Source organism: Delftia sp. WSY_16 (assembly GCF_043104415.1).
Taxonomy (GTDB): Bacteria; Pseudomonadota; Gammaproteobacteria; order Burkholderiales; family Burkholderiaceae_C; genus Comamonas; species Comamonas tsuruhatensis.
The window spans coordinates 1-13242 of record NZ_JBICKS010000028.1; the positions used below are offsets into that span (position 1 = coordinate 1).

Genomic DNA, 13242 nt, shown 5'->3' on the forward strand with positions numbered 1-13242 from the left:
GTAAGGCGCAGTCAAAATACAAAGCTGATTACAGACTCTATGAATTCGTTGTGTTGCTCAGAAAGAGCAGCATGACAACAAGTTATGCCTGATGACCATAGCAAGTTGGTACCACTCCTTCCCATCCCGAACAGGACCGTGAAACGACTTTGCGCCGATGATAGTGCGGGTTCCCGTGTGAAAGTAGGTCATCGTCAGGCTCTTACAGCCCAAGAAACCCCGTAGCCCAAAGCTACGGGGTTTTTTGCTTGTTTGCGCAGAATACCTGTTCCGGCCCTGCGCGATGTGCGTGCGCCATGGTGGGTGCGCCGGCTTGAAAGACCAACATGCAACTGCAAGACATTCTGTATTCCCAAGGCTTCGGTATCCGCCGCGTGTGCTCGGGCCTGGTCCAGCAGGGCTGGGTGGAACTGTGGGACACCGAGGCCAACGACTGGGTGCGTTGCCTCGACTCCACGCAGGACATCGATCCTGAAGGCCTGCGCTATCGCGTACAGGGCGTGGAGTGGGCCTATCACGCGCTGGGCTATGTGCTGCTGCACAAGCCGGCGGGCACGGAGTGCTCGCAAAAGCCTTCAACCTATCCGAGCATTTACTCGCTTTTGCCCATGCCGCTGCGCCAGCGCCCGAACAAGGGTGCCGTGCAGGGCGTGCAGGCCGTGGGCCGGCTGGACCAGGACACGACGGGCCTGCTGCTGCTCAGCGATGACGGCCAGTTCATCCACCGCATGAGTTCGCCCAAGAAGCATGTGCCCAAGGTCTACCGTGTGACCACCAAGCATGCCGTGGATGCGCGGCAGGTGCAGCGCCTGCTGGAGGGCGTGGTGCTTGATGACGACCCCAAGCCCGTCAAGGCGGCTGCCTGTGAGCAGGTGAGCGAGCATGTGCTGGACCTCACGCTGACCGAGGGCAAGTACCACCAGGTCAAGCGCATGATCGCCGCCGTTGGCAACCGCGTCGAAGGCCTGCACCGCTGGAAGATTGGCGAGCTGGAGCTCACCGAGGACCTGCAGCCGGGCCAGTGGCGCTGGCTGTCGGCCGAGGACCTGGCCAAGCTCAAGGCCAAGTGAAGCTCTCTTGTCGTTTCCCATGATGAATTCCTCTGAGCCGCGCCCAGGCTGGGCCCTGCTGTGCACGGCCTTCGATGCCCCCACGCCGTACGCACTGCGCATCCGGCAGGACGTGCTGATCGTCGTGGATGGCCGCGGCATGGTCGATGCCGTGCTGGAGCGCGGTGATCCCCGCCGCGCCGCTCTGGAGGCCGCGCATGCGGCCGCAGGCACGCTGAAGCGCCTGCCCGAGGGCCAGTACCTTTTGCCCGGCATGGTGGACCTGCATGTGCATGCGCCGCAGTGGCCGCAAAGCGGCAAGGCCCTGGATGTGCCGCTGGAAACCTGGCTGCAGGAGTACACCTTTCCCCTGGAAGCGCGCTACGGCGATGCCGGCTTTGCCACTTCGGTGTACGACAGCGTGGTGCGTACGCTGCTGGCCAATGGCACGACGACGGCCATGTACTTCGGCACCATCCACGCCGTGGGCAACCAGGTGCTGGCCGAACGCTGCCTGGCCCTGGGCCAGCGCGCCCTGGTCGGCAAGGTGGCCATGGACGAGCCGTCGCAATGCCCTTCGTTCTACAAGGACGCTAGTGCCGCCGAAGGCATTGCCGAGACGGCGCGCTTCATCGACTGGCTGCGCCAGCATCCGGACAACGCGCAGCAGCGCGTGCTGCCGGCGATCACGCCGCGCTTCATTCCTTCGTGCACCGACGAGCTGCTGCGCGGCCTGGGCGACCTGGCTGGACGCACCGGCGCCCATGTGCAAACCCATTGCTCCGAAAGCGACTGGGCCCACGCCCATGTGCTGGAACGCCAGGGCCGCACCGATGCGCATGCGCTGCATGATTTCGGCCTGCTCACGCGCCGCACGGTCGTGGCCCATGCCAACTTCCTCACGGCCGATGACGTGGCGCTGATGGCGCGCACGGGCGCCTCGGTGGCGCATTGCCCGCTATCCAACTTCTATTTCGCCAACAGCGTTTTCCCCGCGCGCAGCGGCCGCGAGCAGGGCCTGGGCATGGGACTGGCCACGGACATTTCGGGGGGCTACAGCCCCAGCATGTTCGACGCCTGCCGCCATGCCATGACAGCCTCGCTGGCCTTGCACGAAGGCGTGGATCCGGCGCAGACGGCCGCCCGGCGCGGCAGGGCGGGGCAGGGCGTGCAGGCCCGCATCGACCACGTCTTTGCACTGTGGCTGGCCACGGCGGCGGGTGGCGATGCGCTGGACCTTCCCATTGGCCGCATCGAGCCCGGCCATGCCATGGATGCCCTGGCCGTCGACTGCCTGGCGCCGGACTCCAATGTGCAGATCTGGCCCGAGCAGGACGGCCCGGCCGACATCCTGCAGAAGATCATCCACCATGCCACGCGTGCCAATGTGGCCTGCACCTGGGTGCAGGGCGCGTGCGTGCACCGGCGCCAGGCGGCCAGCCCCGCCTGAAGACCGGCTGCGTTTGCGCACTGGCTGTTTCCCGCGTTTTCCGCTCCATGACCGAACCGACCTCCTCCTACGAAGGGCGCCTGATCGCCCGCCCTGACGACCGCGTCACGCTCTCCCAGGCCCTGTTGCTGGGCCTGCAGCATGTGATGGCCATGGATGTGTATGTCGTGCCCTTCATTATTGCCTCGGCCCTGGCGCTGTCGCAGGCCGATGCGGCGTCCATGATCCAGTCCACCTTTCTTGCCGCAGGCGTGGGCACGCTGATCCAGACCGCCTGGTGCATGCGCATGCCTGTCGCACAAGGGCCTTCCTACATTCCGCTGGGTGCCATCCTGGCCGTGGCCTTTGGCGCGGGCGGCGGCTTCGGCGGCATGGGAGCGGTCTATGGCGCGCTGATTCCGGGCGCGCTCATCGTCATCGCGCTGGGTGCGCTGGGCTGGTTCCACCGCGTGATCCGCTGGCTGGTGCCTCCCATCGTCGGCGGCACCATCATCCTCGTGGTGGGGCTGTCGCTGCTGCCGATTGCGCTGAGCGCCAACGTGTTCGCGGTGCATGGCGGCATGACGGTCAACCAGTCCATTGCGCTGGCATCGGTATCGGCGGCGCTGCTGATTGCGGCCATGATGCTGGGCCTGCGCTTCGACAACCGGCTGGGCCGCTGGATGCGCCTGTCGTCGGTGATCATCGCGCTGGCTGGCGGCACGGCCGTCGCCTGGGGCATGGGGCTGTTTGCCTGGCAGCCCATTGCCGATGCGCCCTGGCTCACGCTGCCCAAGCTGGCGGGCATCGACTATCCGCTGCAGTTCTCACTGCCCGCCGTGCTCACCTTCGTCGTGATCTACCTCGTGGTCATGGCGGAGACCACGGGCACGTGGTTCGCGGTCTCGGCCGTGATCAACCAGCCCATCACCAGCCGCCAGCTGGACCGTGGCGCCGTGGGCGAAGGCCTGAGCTGCAGCGTGGCCGCGCTAATAGGTGCCACGCCGGTCACCGGCTACTCCACCAACGCCGGCGTGATCTCCATCACCGGCGTGGCCAGCCGCATGGTTTTCATTGCAGCCGGCCTGGTGCTGGCTTGCCTGGGCTTCCTGGGCAAGTTCTCCGCACTGATCGCGGCCATTCCCTCGCCCGTGATCGGCGGCATGTTCGCCGTGGTCTGCGTGACCATTGCCATGGCGGGCATCCGCATCCTGCGCCATGTGCGCCTGGACGAGCGTGCCATGCTGGTGGTGGGCGTGCCCATCATCTGCTCCTTCTTTGCCACCCTGGCCCCCAAGGACTGGGTGCAGAGCCTGCCGGACATGCTGCAGTACCTGCTGGGCTCGGCCGTGACCGTGGGCGCCATGGCCGCCATGGTGATGAACCTCATCCTGCCGCGCGCGCAGGATGACGACGCCCCGGCCAGGGACCAGGTGGTCTGAACGCCGCAGGGCCTGCTTCCCGCAAATCCATGCAAAAAGGCCATGCGCAGTTGTTGCGCATGGCCTTTTTTGCTGGAAGAGGCGGGCAGGGCCGTGCGATTCAGCGCCGGTCCAGATCGTCGATGGAGGCGCTCCAGCGGCTGTCCCAGCTGCCGCGCTCGCGCACCTGGTCGATCTGGCGGCGGTCGCGCTTGGTGGGGCGGCCTTCGTGCTGGCTGGCGATGCTGCTGGCGGGCTCCGGCGCCAGCCGGCGCTGCTCTGCCAGCCGTTCGCGCTCGGCCAGGCTTTCGGCGGTTTCCTCGTACAGGGCCTGGGCCACGGGGGCGGGGCCCCGCATGCCTGAGAGGCCGCGGATGACCACGGTGCGCGGGACCTGGCCCTGGCGCAGTGCCACGGTGTCGCCGCAGCGCACCTCGCGCGCGGGCTTGACCAGGGCTCCGTTGACGGTGACGCGGCCCTTGCCGATTTCCTCCGTCGCCAGGCTGCGCGTCTTGTAGAAGCGCGCGCACCACAGCCATTTGTCCAGACGCATGGATTCGATATCGGTCATGGCGTTATTGTGCGCGCGGCGCGGGGTGCTTGCCAGTGGCCGGCTGCAGCGGAATCGCCACGTGCGCATGCAGTCCGCAGACCAGGCCTTGCCGGTAGATGTTGCGCAGCTCGATGGCGCCGCCCAGCGTCTGCACGATCTCGTGGCAGATGGCCAGCCCCAGGCCCGAGCCGCTGCGCGCATTGCCGGCCGAAAATGGCTGGAACAGCCTCTGCGCCAGCTCGCTGTCTATGCCCGGCCCGCTGTCGCGCAGGCTGAGCACGGCCTGGCTGCCGGCCTGGTGCACGCTGATGTGCAGGCTGCCGGCCGCAGGCATGTGGCGTATGGCGTTGTGCAGCAGGTTGCGCGTGAGCTCGCGCAGCATCCATTCGTGGGCAGGAACGGGGCAGGGCTCCGTGTCTATGGAAAAGTCGATGTCCTGCTCCGCAATCAGCGGCGACAGTTCGATGGCCACGTCGCGCACCACTTCGTCCAGCAGGCTGGGCGCGGGCGATGCGGGCTCGGCGCTGTCTTCCTGGCGCAGCTGCTCGACCTTGGCCAGCGCCAGCATCTGATTGGCCAGGCGCGTGGCGCGGTCCACGGTGGCGCCGATTTCCTCAAAGGCCTGCTCGGCTGGCACATCGCCGCGCTGGGCCGACTGCAGCTGTGCCTTGAGCACGGCCAGCGGCGTGCGCAGCTGGTGCGACGCGTCGCGCACAAAGCGCTTTTGGTCCGACAGCAGCTGGCGCAGCCGCAGCATGAGCTGGTTGATGGCCTCCAGCAGCGGCTGCAACTCGCGCGGTGCTGAGGGTGCCGACAGCGGGCTCAGATCGCCGCGCGGGCGCGATCGCAGGTCGCTGCTGAGCCGGCGCACGGGCTGTGTGGCGCGCTGGACGACGAAGATCACGATCAGCGCCACGGCGGCCACCAGCAGGGCCTGCCGCGCCAGCGTGGTGCGCAGGATCTGCAGGGCCAGCGCTTCACGCAGCTCCAGCGTCTCGGCCACCTGGATCACGGCCATGCCGCGCCCCTTGGCGCTGGCCACGGGCTGCAGCAGCACGGCCATGCGCACGGGCCGGCCCCGGAACTGCGCGTCGTAGAAGTCGACCAGGGCCGCGTAGGGCGGGCGCTGGGGAATGACGCCGTGCCACATGGGCAGCTCGCCAAAGCCCGACACCATTTCCCCCTCCAGCGTGGAGACGCGGTAGAACATGCGGCTCTGGTTGTCGGCCTCGAAGATCTCCAGCGCCGAGTAGGGAACGATGGCATGCAGCTGGGCGGACTCGTCATAGCCCGTCACATCCAGCTGCTCGCTGATGCTCTTGGCCGAGGCCAGCAGCGTGCGGTCATAGGCGGTGTTCAGCGCAGCCAGCGTCTGGTGGTACAGGCTCCAGGTATTGAAGCCAATGAACAGAATGACGGGCACGAGAATGCCCGTCAGCAGCTGGCGGCGCAGCGACCAGGGCTGGCGAGTGCGCGCGGGGGCGGGAAGGGGAAGACCGGGGTCGCGCATGGGCTGCGGTGAGTGGTGGAGTGCCTCAGGCCGACTCGGCCTTGAGCAGATAGCCCAGGCCGCGCAGCGTGACCAGCTGCACGCCCGTGCCCGACAGCTTCTTGCGCAACCGGTAGGCGACGACTTCCACGGCTTCGTACTGCACGTCCGACTCGCCGGGAAACACCAGCGCGAACAGACGCTCCTTGGCCACGGCATGGCCGGGGCGTGCCAGCAGGGCGTGCATCAGGGCCAGCTCGCGCGGCGTCAGCTCCATGATCTCGCCATCGCGGTGGATGGCGCCGCTGGCCTTGTCGTAGCGCAGCGCACCCATGGCGATGGTCTCGGGCGGCGGCTTGGGCGTGAAGCTGTCGCTGCTGCGGCGCAGCAGGGCGCGCAGCCGGGCCTCCAGCTCGTCGAGGTCGAAGGGCTTGGCCAGGTAGTCGTCGGCACCGGCGTTCAGGCCCAGCACGCGGTCGCCCACGGTGCCGCGCGCGGTCAGGATGAGCACGGGCGTGCGCAGGCCCTGGCCGCGCGCACGCTCCAGCACCTGCAGGCCGTCCAGGCCGGGCAGGCTCAGGTCCAGCACCACGGCGTCGGGCTCGCGCACCAGCCACTGCGCCAGGGCCGAGGGCCCGTCGGCCGCCGTCTCCACCTGGATGCCGCGCCTGATCAGCGTGCGCTGCAGCGTGGTGCGCATGGCGTTGTCATCTTCTACGAGCAGCAATTGCATGGGCCGGACGTTAGCACCGGGCGCGATGCAGGCCATCGTGGCGAGAGCGATCTAGGGATTCCCCTAGGGGTTTGGACAGCCATTTGACAGGTAGCGAACCGATCATCGACAGCCTTACAACACAAGGAGTCAAACCATGCGTCGTGATACTTTTCTGAAGTCGCTGGCCGCACTGGCCGCCGCAGGCAGCCTGCCGCTGTCTGCGCAGGCTGCGGCAGCCGTCAAGATGATGCTGCCGGCCAACCCCGGCGGCGGCTGGGACACCACGGGCCGTGCCCTGGGCAAGGCTTTGCAGGACGCTGGTCAGGCTGCTTCCGTCACCTATGACAACAAGGGTGGCGCCGCCGGCGCCATCGGCCTTGCGCAGTTCGTCAACGGCAGCAAGGGCGATCCCAACGCCATGATGGTCATGGGCGCCGTCATGCTGGGCGGCATCATCACGGGCAAGCCGCCCGTGAACCTCACGCAGGCCACGCCGCTGGCCCGCCTGACCAGCGAGTACAACGTCTTCGTGCTGCCCGCCAACTCGCCCTTCAAGAACATGGCCGAGGTGATCGCCCAGCTCAAGAAGGACCCGGGCTCCGTCAAGTGGGGCGGCGGCTCGCGCGGCTCCACCGAGCACATCGCGGCGGCCATGATTGCGCGTGAAGTCGGCGTCGATCCCTCCAAGATCAACTACGTGGCATTCCGTGGAGGCGGCGAGGCCATCTCCGCCATCCTGGGCGGCAACGTCACCGTGGGCGGCAGCGGCTACAGCGAGTTCGCCGAGTACATCGGCACCGGCAAGATGAAGCCCATCGGCGTGACCTCGGGCCAGCGCCTGAAGGGCGTGGACGTGCCCACGCTCAAGGAGCAGGGCATCAACGTGGAGATCGGCAACTGGCGCGGCGTGTACGGCGCGCCCGGCATCACCAAGGCACAGCGCGATGCGCTGGTCGCCATGATCGAGAAGGCCACCAAGAGCAAGGCCTGGGCCGAGGCGCTGCAGAAGAACGACTGGACGCCTGCATGGCTGGCCGGCGATGCCTTCGGCGAGTTCGTGGACCAGGAGTTCGCGAGCCTGCGCGCCACCATGGTCAAGTCCGGCATGGTGTGATCGAGCTGCTGCACCGGCCTCTTGCGGGGTCGGTGCAGCAACAGGCCCGCACTCCTGCGGGCCTCGGCAGGCGTCAGTCGCAGCGCCTGCTTCAAGAAGCGGAAGATGCCCGCGCGCCGCGCCAGCGGCTCGCAGGCCCCGGCGGCTTAATTTTTTCCCCACGTCTGCAGCGGTGGCCGGCCCGGTCGCCGGTCCCGCTGCGGCCAGGAACTGACCATGTCCGAGTCCTCACAACCCAATCCACTTGCCACGGATGCCGCCCAGGCCGATGAGCCCAGCGGCTTTCCCTCGGTACGCGCGCAGACCATCGTCGGCTCCGGCGTGCTGCTTGTCGCCGCAGGCCTGGCCTTCGGCGCGCTGCAAATCCCTGGCGATGCCGGCTACGGCGGCGTCGGCCCCAATTTCCTGCCCTGGCTGTGTGCCTTGGTGCTCGCAGTCTGCGGCGCCTGGCTGGTCTGGGAGGCACGCACGGGCGGCTTTCGCGAAGCCTCTTGCGGGGGCGGCCACCCACGAGCCGACATCGGCGCCTTCGTCTGGGTGTCGACGGGCCTGCTGGTCAATGCCGTGCTGATCGGCACCGTGGGCTTCATCGTCAGCTGCACCGTCTGCTACGTGCTGGCCGTGCAGGGCCTGCGCCGTGCCGGCGGCCAGGCCCAGGCGGGCAAGCCCATCACCTGGGCCAAGGACGTGGTCACCGGGCTGCTGATCTCGGCGCCCGTGTTCTGGGCCTTCACGCAATTCCTGGCGATCAACCTGCCGGGCCTGACTGAGACGGGGTGGCTGTAATGGAAATCTTTGACGCACTGCTGGCGGGCTTTGCCACCGCCATCACACCGGCCAACCTGCTGTGGGCCCTGGTCGGCTGCGCCCTGGGCACGGCCGTGGGCGTGCTGCCCGGCATCGGACCGGCCGTGGCCGTGGCCATGCTGCTGCCCATCACCGCCAAGGTCGATGTCACCGCCTCGATGATCTTCTTCGCGGGCATCTACTACGGCGCCATGTACGGCGGCTCCACTACCTCCATCCTGCTGAACACTCCCGGGGAGACCGCGAGCATGGTCACGGCCATGGAGGGCAACAAGATGGCCAAGAGCGGCCGCGCGGGCGCCGCGCTGGCCACCTCCGCCATCGGCTCCTTCGTGGCCGGCACCGTGGCCACCGTGGTCGTCACGCTGTTCGCGCCTTCGGTGGCCGACTTCGCCGTCAAGCTGGGCCCGCCCGAGTACTTCATGCTGATGGTGCTGGCGTTCACCACCGTGAGCGCCGTGCTGGGCCAGAGCGCGCTGCGCGGCATGACGGCCCTGTTCCTGGGGCTGGCGCTGGGCTGCATCGGCATGGACCAGATCTCGGGCGCTGCGCGCTACACCATGGGCAAGATGGAACTGCTGGACGGCGTGGACATCGTGCTCGTGGCCGTGGGCCTGTTCGCCGTGGCCGAAGTGCTGTACGCCGCCATGTACGAAGGCAAGGTCGTCGATACGCAAAACAAGATGGGCCGCGTGCACATGACCGGCCGTGACTGGAAGCGTTCGTGGCCCGCGTGGCTGCGCGGCACCGTCATCGGCACGCCCTTCGGCTGCATTCCCGCCGGCGGCACCGAGATTCCGACCTTCCTGAGCTATGCCACCGAGAAGAAACTGGCCAAGGGCGAGGACCGTGCGGAGTTCGGCACCAAGGGCGCCATCGAAGGCGTGGCCGGCCCAGAGGCGGCCAACAACGCCACCGTGACCGCCGCGCTGATCCCGCTGCTGACCCTGGGCATTCCCACCAGCAACACCACGGCCGTGCTGCTGGGCGCCTTCCAGAACTACGGCATCAACCCCGGCCCGCAGCTGTTCAGCTCGTCCGCGGCCCTGGTCTGGGCGCTGATCGCCTCGCTGTACATCGGCAACCTGATGCTGCTGGTGCTCAACCTGCCCATGGTGGGCCTGTGGGTCAAGCTGCTCAAGATCCCGCGTCCCCAGCTGTACGCCGGCATCCTGATCTTCGCCACCGTGGGTGCCTACGGCATGCGCCAGAGCGCGTTCGACCTGTTCCTGCTGTACGGCATCGGCGTACTGGGCGTGATCATGCGCCGCTTCGACTTCCCCACCGCGCCCGTGGTGGTGGGCATGATCCTGGGCCCCCTGGCCGAGGCGCAGATGCGCAACGCCGTGTCCATCGGCGAAGGCAGCTGGTGGATCTTCCTGCAGCGGCCCATGTCGCTGACGCTGATCATCATCGTGGCCTGCGTGCTCATCGTGCCGCGCGTGCTCAAGCGCCTGCAGCCCAAGCCCTCGCCGCAGGCCACTGCCGGCTGACGCCAACCCGTTGCTAGCCGGCCCGTCGATGCTACGCATGGCGTCCACGGGCCCCTGACAGCCCCTGCCTTTCGAGGCAGGGGCTTTTTTCGTCAGCTGGTTGATGCCTTCCATTCACAGATGGTGTTCCAGCAGACCGTCTAGTCCCGCGCAGCCCTTGAATCCATGATCCAGCCATCGACAGACATCGGATTCCTTGCATGCTGCAACTTTTTCCATCGCTTTCCACGGCCTCGGGCGCGGCCCTTCTGGCGCTTGTGATTTCCACGCCAGCCATGGCGGATTCAACGGCGCCGGCGGGTTCGGCTGAAGCCTCCCACTGGGCTGCCACGTGGCAGGCCAGCCCGCAGCCGGTCTGGGGGGCGGATTTCCTCTTTCCCACCAACCTGCCCGCTGTGCTGCAGGACCAGACCGTGCGCCAGGTGGCGCGCATCAGCCTGGGCGGGCCGCGCCTGCGCATCGTGCTGTCCAACGCCTACGGCGGCCAGCCTGTGACCGTGGGCAGGGCGACCGTGGCAAAGCCGTTGCCGGAGGGCGCCATTGACGCTGGCAGCCTGCAGGCCGTGACTTTTGGCGGCAGCGCGCAAGCCACCATTGCCGCAGGCGCATCCCTGGTCAGCGACCCTGTGGCCTTGCCTTTGGCGGCGCTGTCGCAGGTGGCCGTGAGCCTGTACCTGCCCGGCGCCATGCCTGTGCAGAGTTTTCACTGGGATGGGCGTCAGACCGGCTGGATCGTGGCGGGCGACCAGTCCGCGGCTGCGGCGCTGCGGACTTCGGCTCCTGGCACGCTCAGCAGCACGGCCCGCCCGCTGTTGGCGGGTATTCAGGTCGAGGCCGACCCCGCGGTGCCCGTGGTAGCGGTGATGGGCGACTCCATCACCGACGGTGCCACGGCCAGCCTGGACAGAGACAGCCGCTGGCCGGATTTCCTGGCCGCGCGCCTTGCGCCGCACGGCGCGGCGGTGGTCAATGCCGGCATCTCGGGGGCGCGCCTGCTGTCCGATGGCATGGGCGAGCATGCCCTGGCGCGGCTGGAGCGTGATGTGCTGGCCCAGCCCGGTGTGCGCAGCCTCATCGTGCTGCTGGGCATCAACGATATTTCCTGGCCCGGCACGGCCTTTGCGCGGCGGGCGCAGCGCCCCACGCTGCAGGACATGGCAGAGGGCTATCGCCAGCTGGTTGCCAGGGCGCGCAGCCACGGCCTGCGCGTGATCGGCGCCACCTTGCCGCCTTTCGAGGGCGCCTTGCCAGGCACGCCGCTGGACGACTACTACCAGGACGGCAAGGACGACCTGCGGCGGCAGGTGAATGCATGGATACGGTTGGGCGGCGCCTTCGATGTCGTCATCGACTTCGACGCCGTGCTGCGCGACAGCGCCCACCCGGCACGCATGGCGGCGCGCTTCGACTCGGGCGACCACCTGCATCCTGGCGACGAAGGCAACCGCGCCATGGCCAACGCGGTAGACCTGAACGCCATACTGCCCGGCCTGCCGCAGCGCTAGTGCGTCGCGGCGGCGGGGGCTGGCTTCCATATAAAATGCAAATGGTTCTCATTTGTCATACGTCCCCGGCGTGCCTGCGCCCTGGGGCACAGGGAGGAGTACTGTGGCCGCCGCCGAGTTTGCGCTTCAGCAACAAGTCGAAATTCTCTACACCGATCACCACGGCTGGCTGCGCGGCCTGCTGCGCCGCAAGCTGGGCAATGCCTTTGATGCGGCCGATCTGGCGCACGACGTCTACCTGCAACTGCTGCGCACGGGACGTGTTCCGCCGGCCGATGAGCGCCGCCGCCATCTCACCCAGATCGCCAATGGCCTGGTGATCGACCTGTACCGGCGCCGCCGCGTGGAGGCGGCCTATCTTGAAGCGCTGGCCCTGCTGCCCGAGCAGATGGCTCCCTCCGAGGAAGCCCGCGCCCTGGCGCTGGAGGCGCTGGTGGAGATCGATGCCGCACTGAACGGCCTGCCGCCCAAGGCGCGCAAGGCCCTGCTGCTGTGCAAGCTCGACGGCATGGCCTACCGAGATATCGCGGCCGAGCTGGGCGTGTCCGTGTCCTCGGTGGAGAAATACATCGCTGCCGGCCTGCTGGCCTGCTACCAGGCGCTGCACGGCCCGGTGTGCTGAACGGCCGGCCCGCCCGCATGTCCTCATCACCGGCATCGCCCGACGCCTCCAGCGAGCTGCTGGAGCCGGCCATTGTCCAGCGCGCCGCCGAATGGATGGCCCGGCTGTGGGCTGACGACGCCAGCGATGAAGACCGAGCCGCCTGCGCCCGCTGGCGGGCCGAGCATCCCCGGCATGAGCTGGCCTGGGGCCGCCTGCAGGCCTTTGACGACAAGCTGCGCAGCGTGCCCGGCGGCATCGCGCGGCATACGCTGGCGGACACCTCCGCTGCGTCGCCTGCGTCCCGGGGCCGCCGCCGTGCCATGCAGTTGCTGGGCCTCATGGCCACGGCCGGAGGCATTGCCCATGTGGTGCGCGGCACCGATGCATGGCAAATCGCCGCCGCCAGCCATGGCACGGCGCGCGGTGAAGTCCGAGAGATCACGCTGCCGGATGGCACGCAGGTGGTGCTGGCCTCTGCCTCGGCCATCGACCTGCGCTTTGACGAGGCCGAGCGCCTGATCCTGCTGCGCGCCGGCGAAATCCTCGTCACCACCGCGCCCGATCCGCAAAGCACACCCCGCCCGCTGCGCGTGCGCTCGCGCCACGGCACGGTGCAGGCCCTGGGCACGCGCTTCACGCTGCGCCAGGAAGATGAGCAGTCCCGCGTGGCCGTGTTCGAGGGCGCGGTGGAGGTGCGTCCTGCCAGGGCGCCGGGCCAGGTGGTGCGCGTGGATGCGGGGCAGGGCGCCGTCTTCACTGGCGAGCAGGCCCGGGCTCCTGTGCCTGCGCAGGAAAGTGCCGCCGCCTGGGCGCGCGGCGTGCTGGTGGCCGACAACATGCCGCTGGGCGAGCTGGTGGCCGAACTGGCGCGCTACCGCACGGGCCTGCTGCGCTGCGACCCGCAGGTGGCCGGCCTGCGCGTCACGGGCGTGTTCTCGTTGCGCGACACCGACCGCGCCCTGCACAACCTGGCCCTGGGCCTGCCTGTGCAGGTGGTCTCGCGCACGCGCTACTGGGTCACGGTGCAGGCGGCGGGCTGAGGCTTCTTTCATCGCGGCGCCTT

At 68.3% G+C, this 13242-nt stretch carries 12 protein-coding genes and 1 rRNA gene; 10 read left to right on the top strand and 3 right to left on the bottom strand.

Annotation, left to right across the window (positions count from 1 at the left end):
• The first annotated feature begins 87 nt into the window (after positions 1–87).
• From rrf to ACF8O7_RS14920, 4 genes are all read left to right on the top strand, one after another.
• A 5S ribosomal RNA gene (rrf, locus tag ACF8O7_RS14905) occupies positions 88–200 on the top strand.
• Positions 201–326: 126 nt separating this feature from the next.
• A complete protein-coding gene (locus ACF8O7_RS14910; RefSeq protein ID WP_016449647.1) occupies positions 327–1070 on the top strand; it encodes a 16S rRNA pseudouridine(516) synthase in 744 nt (247 codons plus the stop codon).
• Between the two features lie 19 nt (positions 1071–1089).
• Entirely contained in the window at positions 1090–2499 is a 1410-nt protein-coding gene (guaD, locus tag ACF8O7_RS14915; RefSeq protein WP_126311895.1) for a guanine deaminase, read from the top strand.
• Between the two features lie 47 nt (positions 2500–2546).
• Positions 2547–3920 carry a uracil-xanthine permease family protein gene (locus ACF8O7_RS14920; protein ID WP_126311894.1) on the top strand — a complete coding sequence of 458 codons (1374 nt, stop codon included), beginning with the start codon at positions 2547–2549 and terminating at the stop codon, positions 3918–3920.
• Positions 3921–4020: 100 nt separating this feature from the next.
• Here the strand turns inward: ACF8O7_RS14920 and ACF8O7_RS14925 are convergent, their stop codons facing one another.
• Genes ACF8O7_RS14925 through ACF8O7_RS14935 form a run of 3 tightly spaced genes read right to left on the bottom strand, consistent with a single transcriptional unit; the run spans position 4021 to position 6710 of the window.
• Positions 4021–4470: an RNA-binding S4 domain-containing protein gene (locus tag ACF8O7_RS14925; protein ID WP_016449644.1), complete on the bottom strand. Its 450-nt coding sequence runs from the start codon at positions 4468–4470 to the stop codon at positions 4021–4023.
• A gap of 4 nt (positions 4471–4474) precedes the next feature.
• Positions 4475–5962, bottom strand: coding sequence for a sensor histidine kinase (locus ACF8O7_RS14930; RefSeq protein WP_016454029.1), 1488 nt, complete (start codon positions 5960–5962; stop codon positions 4475–4477).
• Between the two features lie 25 nt (positions 5963–5987).
• A complete protein-coding gene (locus ACF8O7_RS14935; RefSeq protein WP_016449642.1) occupies positions 5988–6710 on the bottom strand; it encodes a response regulator transcription factor in 723 nt (240 codons plus the stop codon).
• A 100-nt stretch (positions 6711–6810) separates the two neighbouring features.
• Here ACF8O7_RS14935 and ACF8O7_RS14940 point away from each other — a divergent pair, with 100 nt between their 5' ends.
• The 6 genes from ACF8O7_RS14940 (at position 6811) to ACF8O7_RS14965 (ending at position 13219) form a co-directional block, all read left to right on the top strand.
• Positions 6811–7770: a tripartite tricarboxylate transporter substrate binding protein gene (locus tag ACF8O7_RS14940; protein ID WP_016449641.1), complete on the top strand. Its 960-nt coding sequence runs from the start codon at positions 6811–6813 to the stop codon at positions 7768–7770.
• Positions 7771–7986: 216 nt separating this feature from the next.
• On the top strand, positions 7987–8556 hold the full coding sequence (locus ACF8O7_RS14945; protein WP_016454030.1) for a tripartite tricarboxylate transporter TctB family protein: 570 nt from the start codon (positions 7987–7989) through the stop codon (positions 8554–8556).
• Positions 8556–10070: a tripartite tricarboxylate transporter permease gene (locus ACF8O7_RS14950; protein WP_016449639.1), complete on the top strand. Its 1515-nt coding sequence runs from the start codon at positions 8556–8558 to the stop codon at positions 10068–10070. Before ACF8O7_RS14945 ends, ACF8O7_RS14950 begins: the two co-directional genes overlap by 1 nt.
• A 200-nt stretch (positions 10071–10270) precedes the next feature.
• Entirely contained in the window at positions 10271–11575 is a 1305-nt protein-coding gene (locus tag ACF8O7_RS14955) for an SGNH/GDSL hydrolase family protein (protein WP_133074070.1), read from the top strand.
• 103 nt (positions 11576–11678) lie between these two features.
• Positions 11679–12197: a sigma-70 family RNA polymerase sigma factor gene (locus tag ACF8O7_RS14960; protein WP_043792729.1), complete on the top strand. Its 519-nt coding sequence runs from the start codon at positions 11679–11681 to the stop codon at positions 12195–12197.
• 17 nt (positions 12198–12214) lie between these two features.
• Entirely contained in the window at positions 12215–13219 is a 1005-nt protein-coding gene (locus tag ACF8O7_RS14965; protein WP_392443688.1) for a FecR domain-containing protein, read from the top strand.
• The last annotated feature ends 23 nt before the right edge of the window (positions 13220–13242 follow it).

Bases quoted from the DNA above. Each gene is read 5' to 3' on its own strand.
- ACF8O7_RS14910 (WP_016449647.1), top strand. From the start codon at position 327: ATGCAACTGCAAGACATTCTGTATTCCCAAGGCTTCGGTATCCGCCGC.
- guaD (WP_126311895.1), top strand. From the start codon at position 1,090: ATGATGAATTCCTCTGAGCCGCGCCCAGGCTGGGCCCTGCTGTGCACG.
- ACF8O7_RS14920 (WP_126311894.1), top strand. From the start codon at position 2,547: ATGACCGAACCGACCTCCTCCTACGAAGGGCGCCTGATCGCCCGCCCT.
- ACF8O7_RS14925 (WP_016449644.1), bottom strand. From the start codon at position 4,470: ATGACCGATATCGAATCCATGCGTCTGGACAAATGGCTGTGGTGCGCG.
- ACF8O7_RS14930 (WP_016454029.1), bottom strand. From the start codon at position 5,962: ATGCGCGACCCCGGTCTTCCCCTTCCCGCCCCCGCGCGCACTCGCCAG.
- ACF8O7_RS14935 (WP_016449642.1), bottom strand. From the start codon at position 6,710: ATGGCCTGCATCGCGCCCGGTGCTAACGTCCGGCCCATGCAATTGCTG.
- ACF8O7_RS14940 (WP_016449641.1), top strand. From the start codon at position 6,811: ATGCGTCGTGATACTTTTCTGAAGTCGCTGGCCGCACTGGCCGCCGCA.
- ACF8O7_RS14945 (WP_016454030.1), top strand. From the start codon at position 7,987: ATGTCCGAGTCCTCACAACCCAATCCACTTGCCACGGATGCCGCCCAG.
- ACF8O7_RS14950 (WP_016449639.1), top strand. From the start codon at position 8,556: ATGGAAATCTTTGACGCACTGCTGGCGGGCTTTGCCACCGCCATCACA.
- ACF8O7_RS14955 (WP_133074070.1), top strand. From the start codon at position 10,271: ATGCTGCAACTTTTTCCATCGCTTTCCACGGCCTCGGGCGCGGCCCTT.
- ACF8O7_RS14965 (WP_392443688.1), top strand. From the start codon at position 12,215: ATGTCCTCATCACCGGCATCGCCCGACGCCTCCAGCGAGCTGCTGGAG.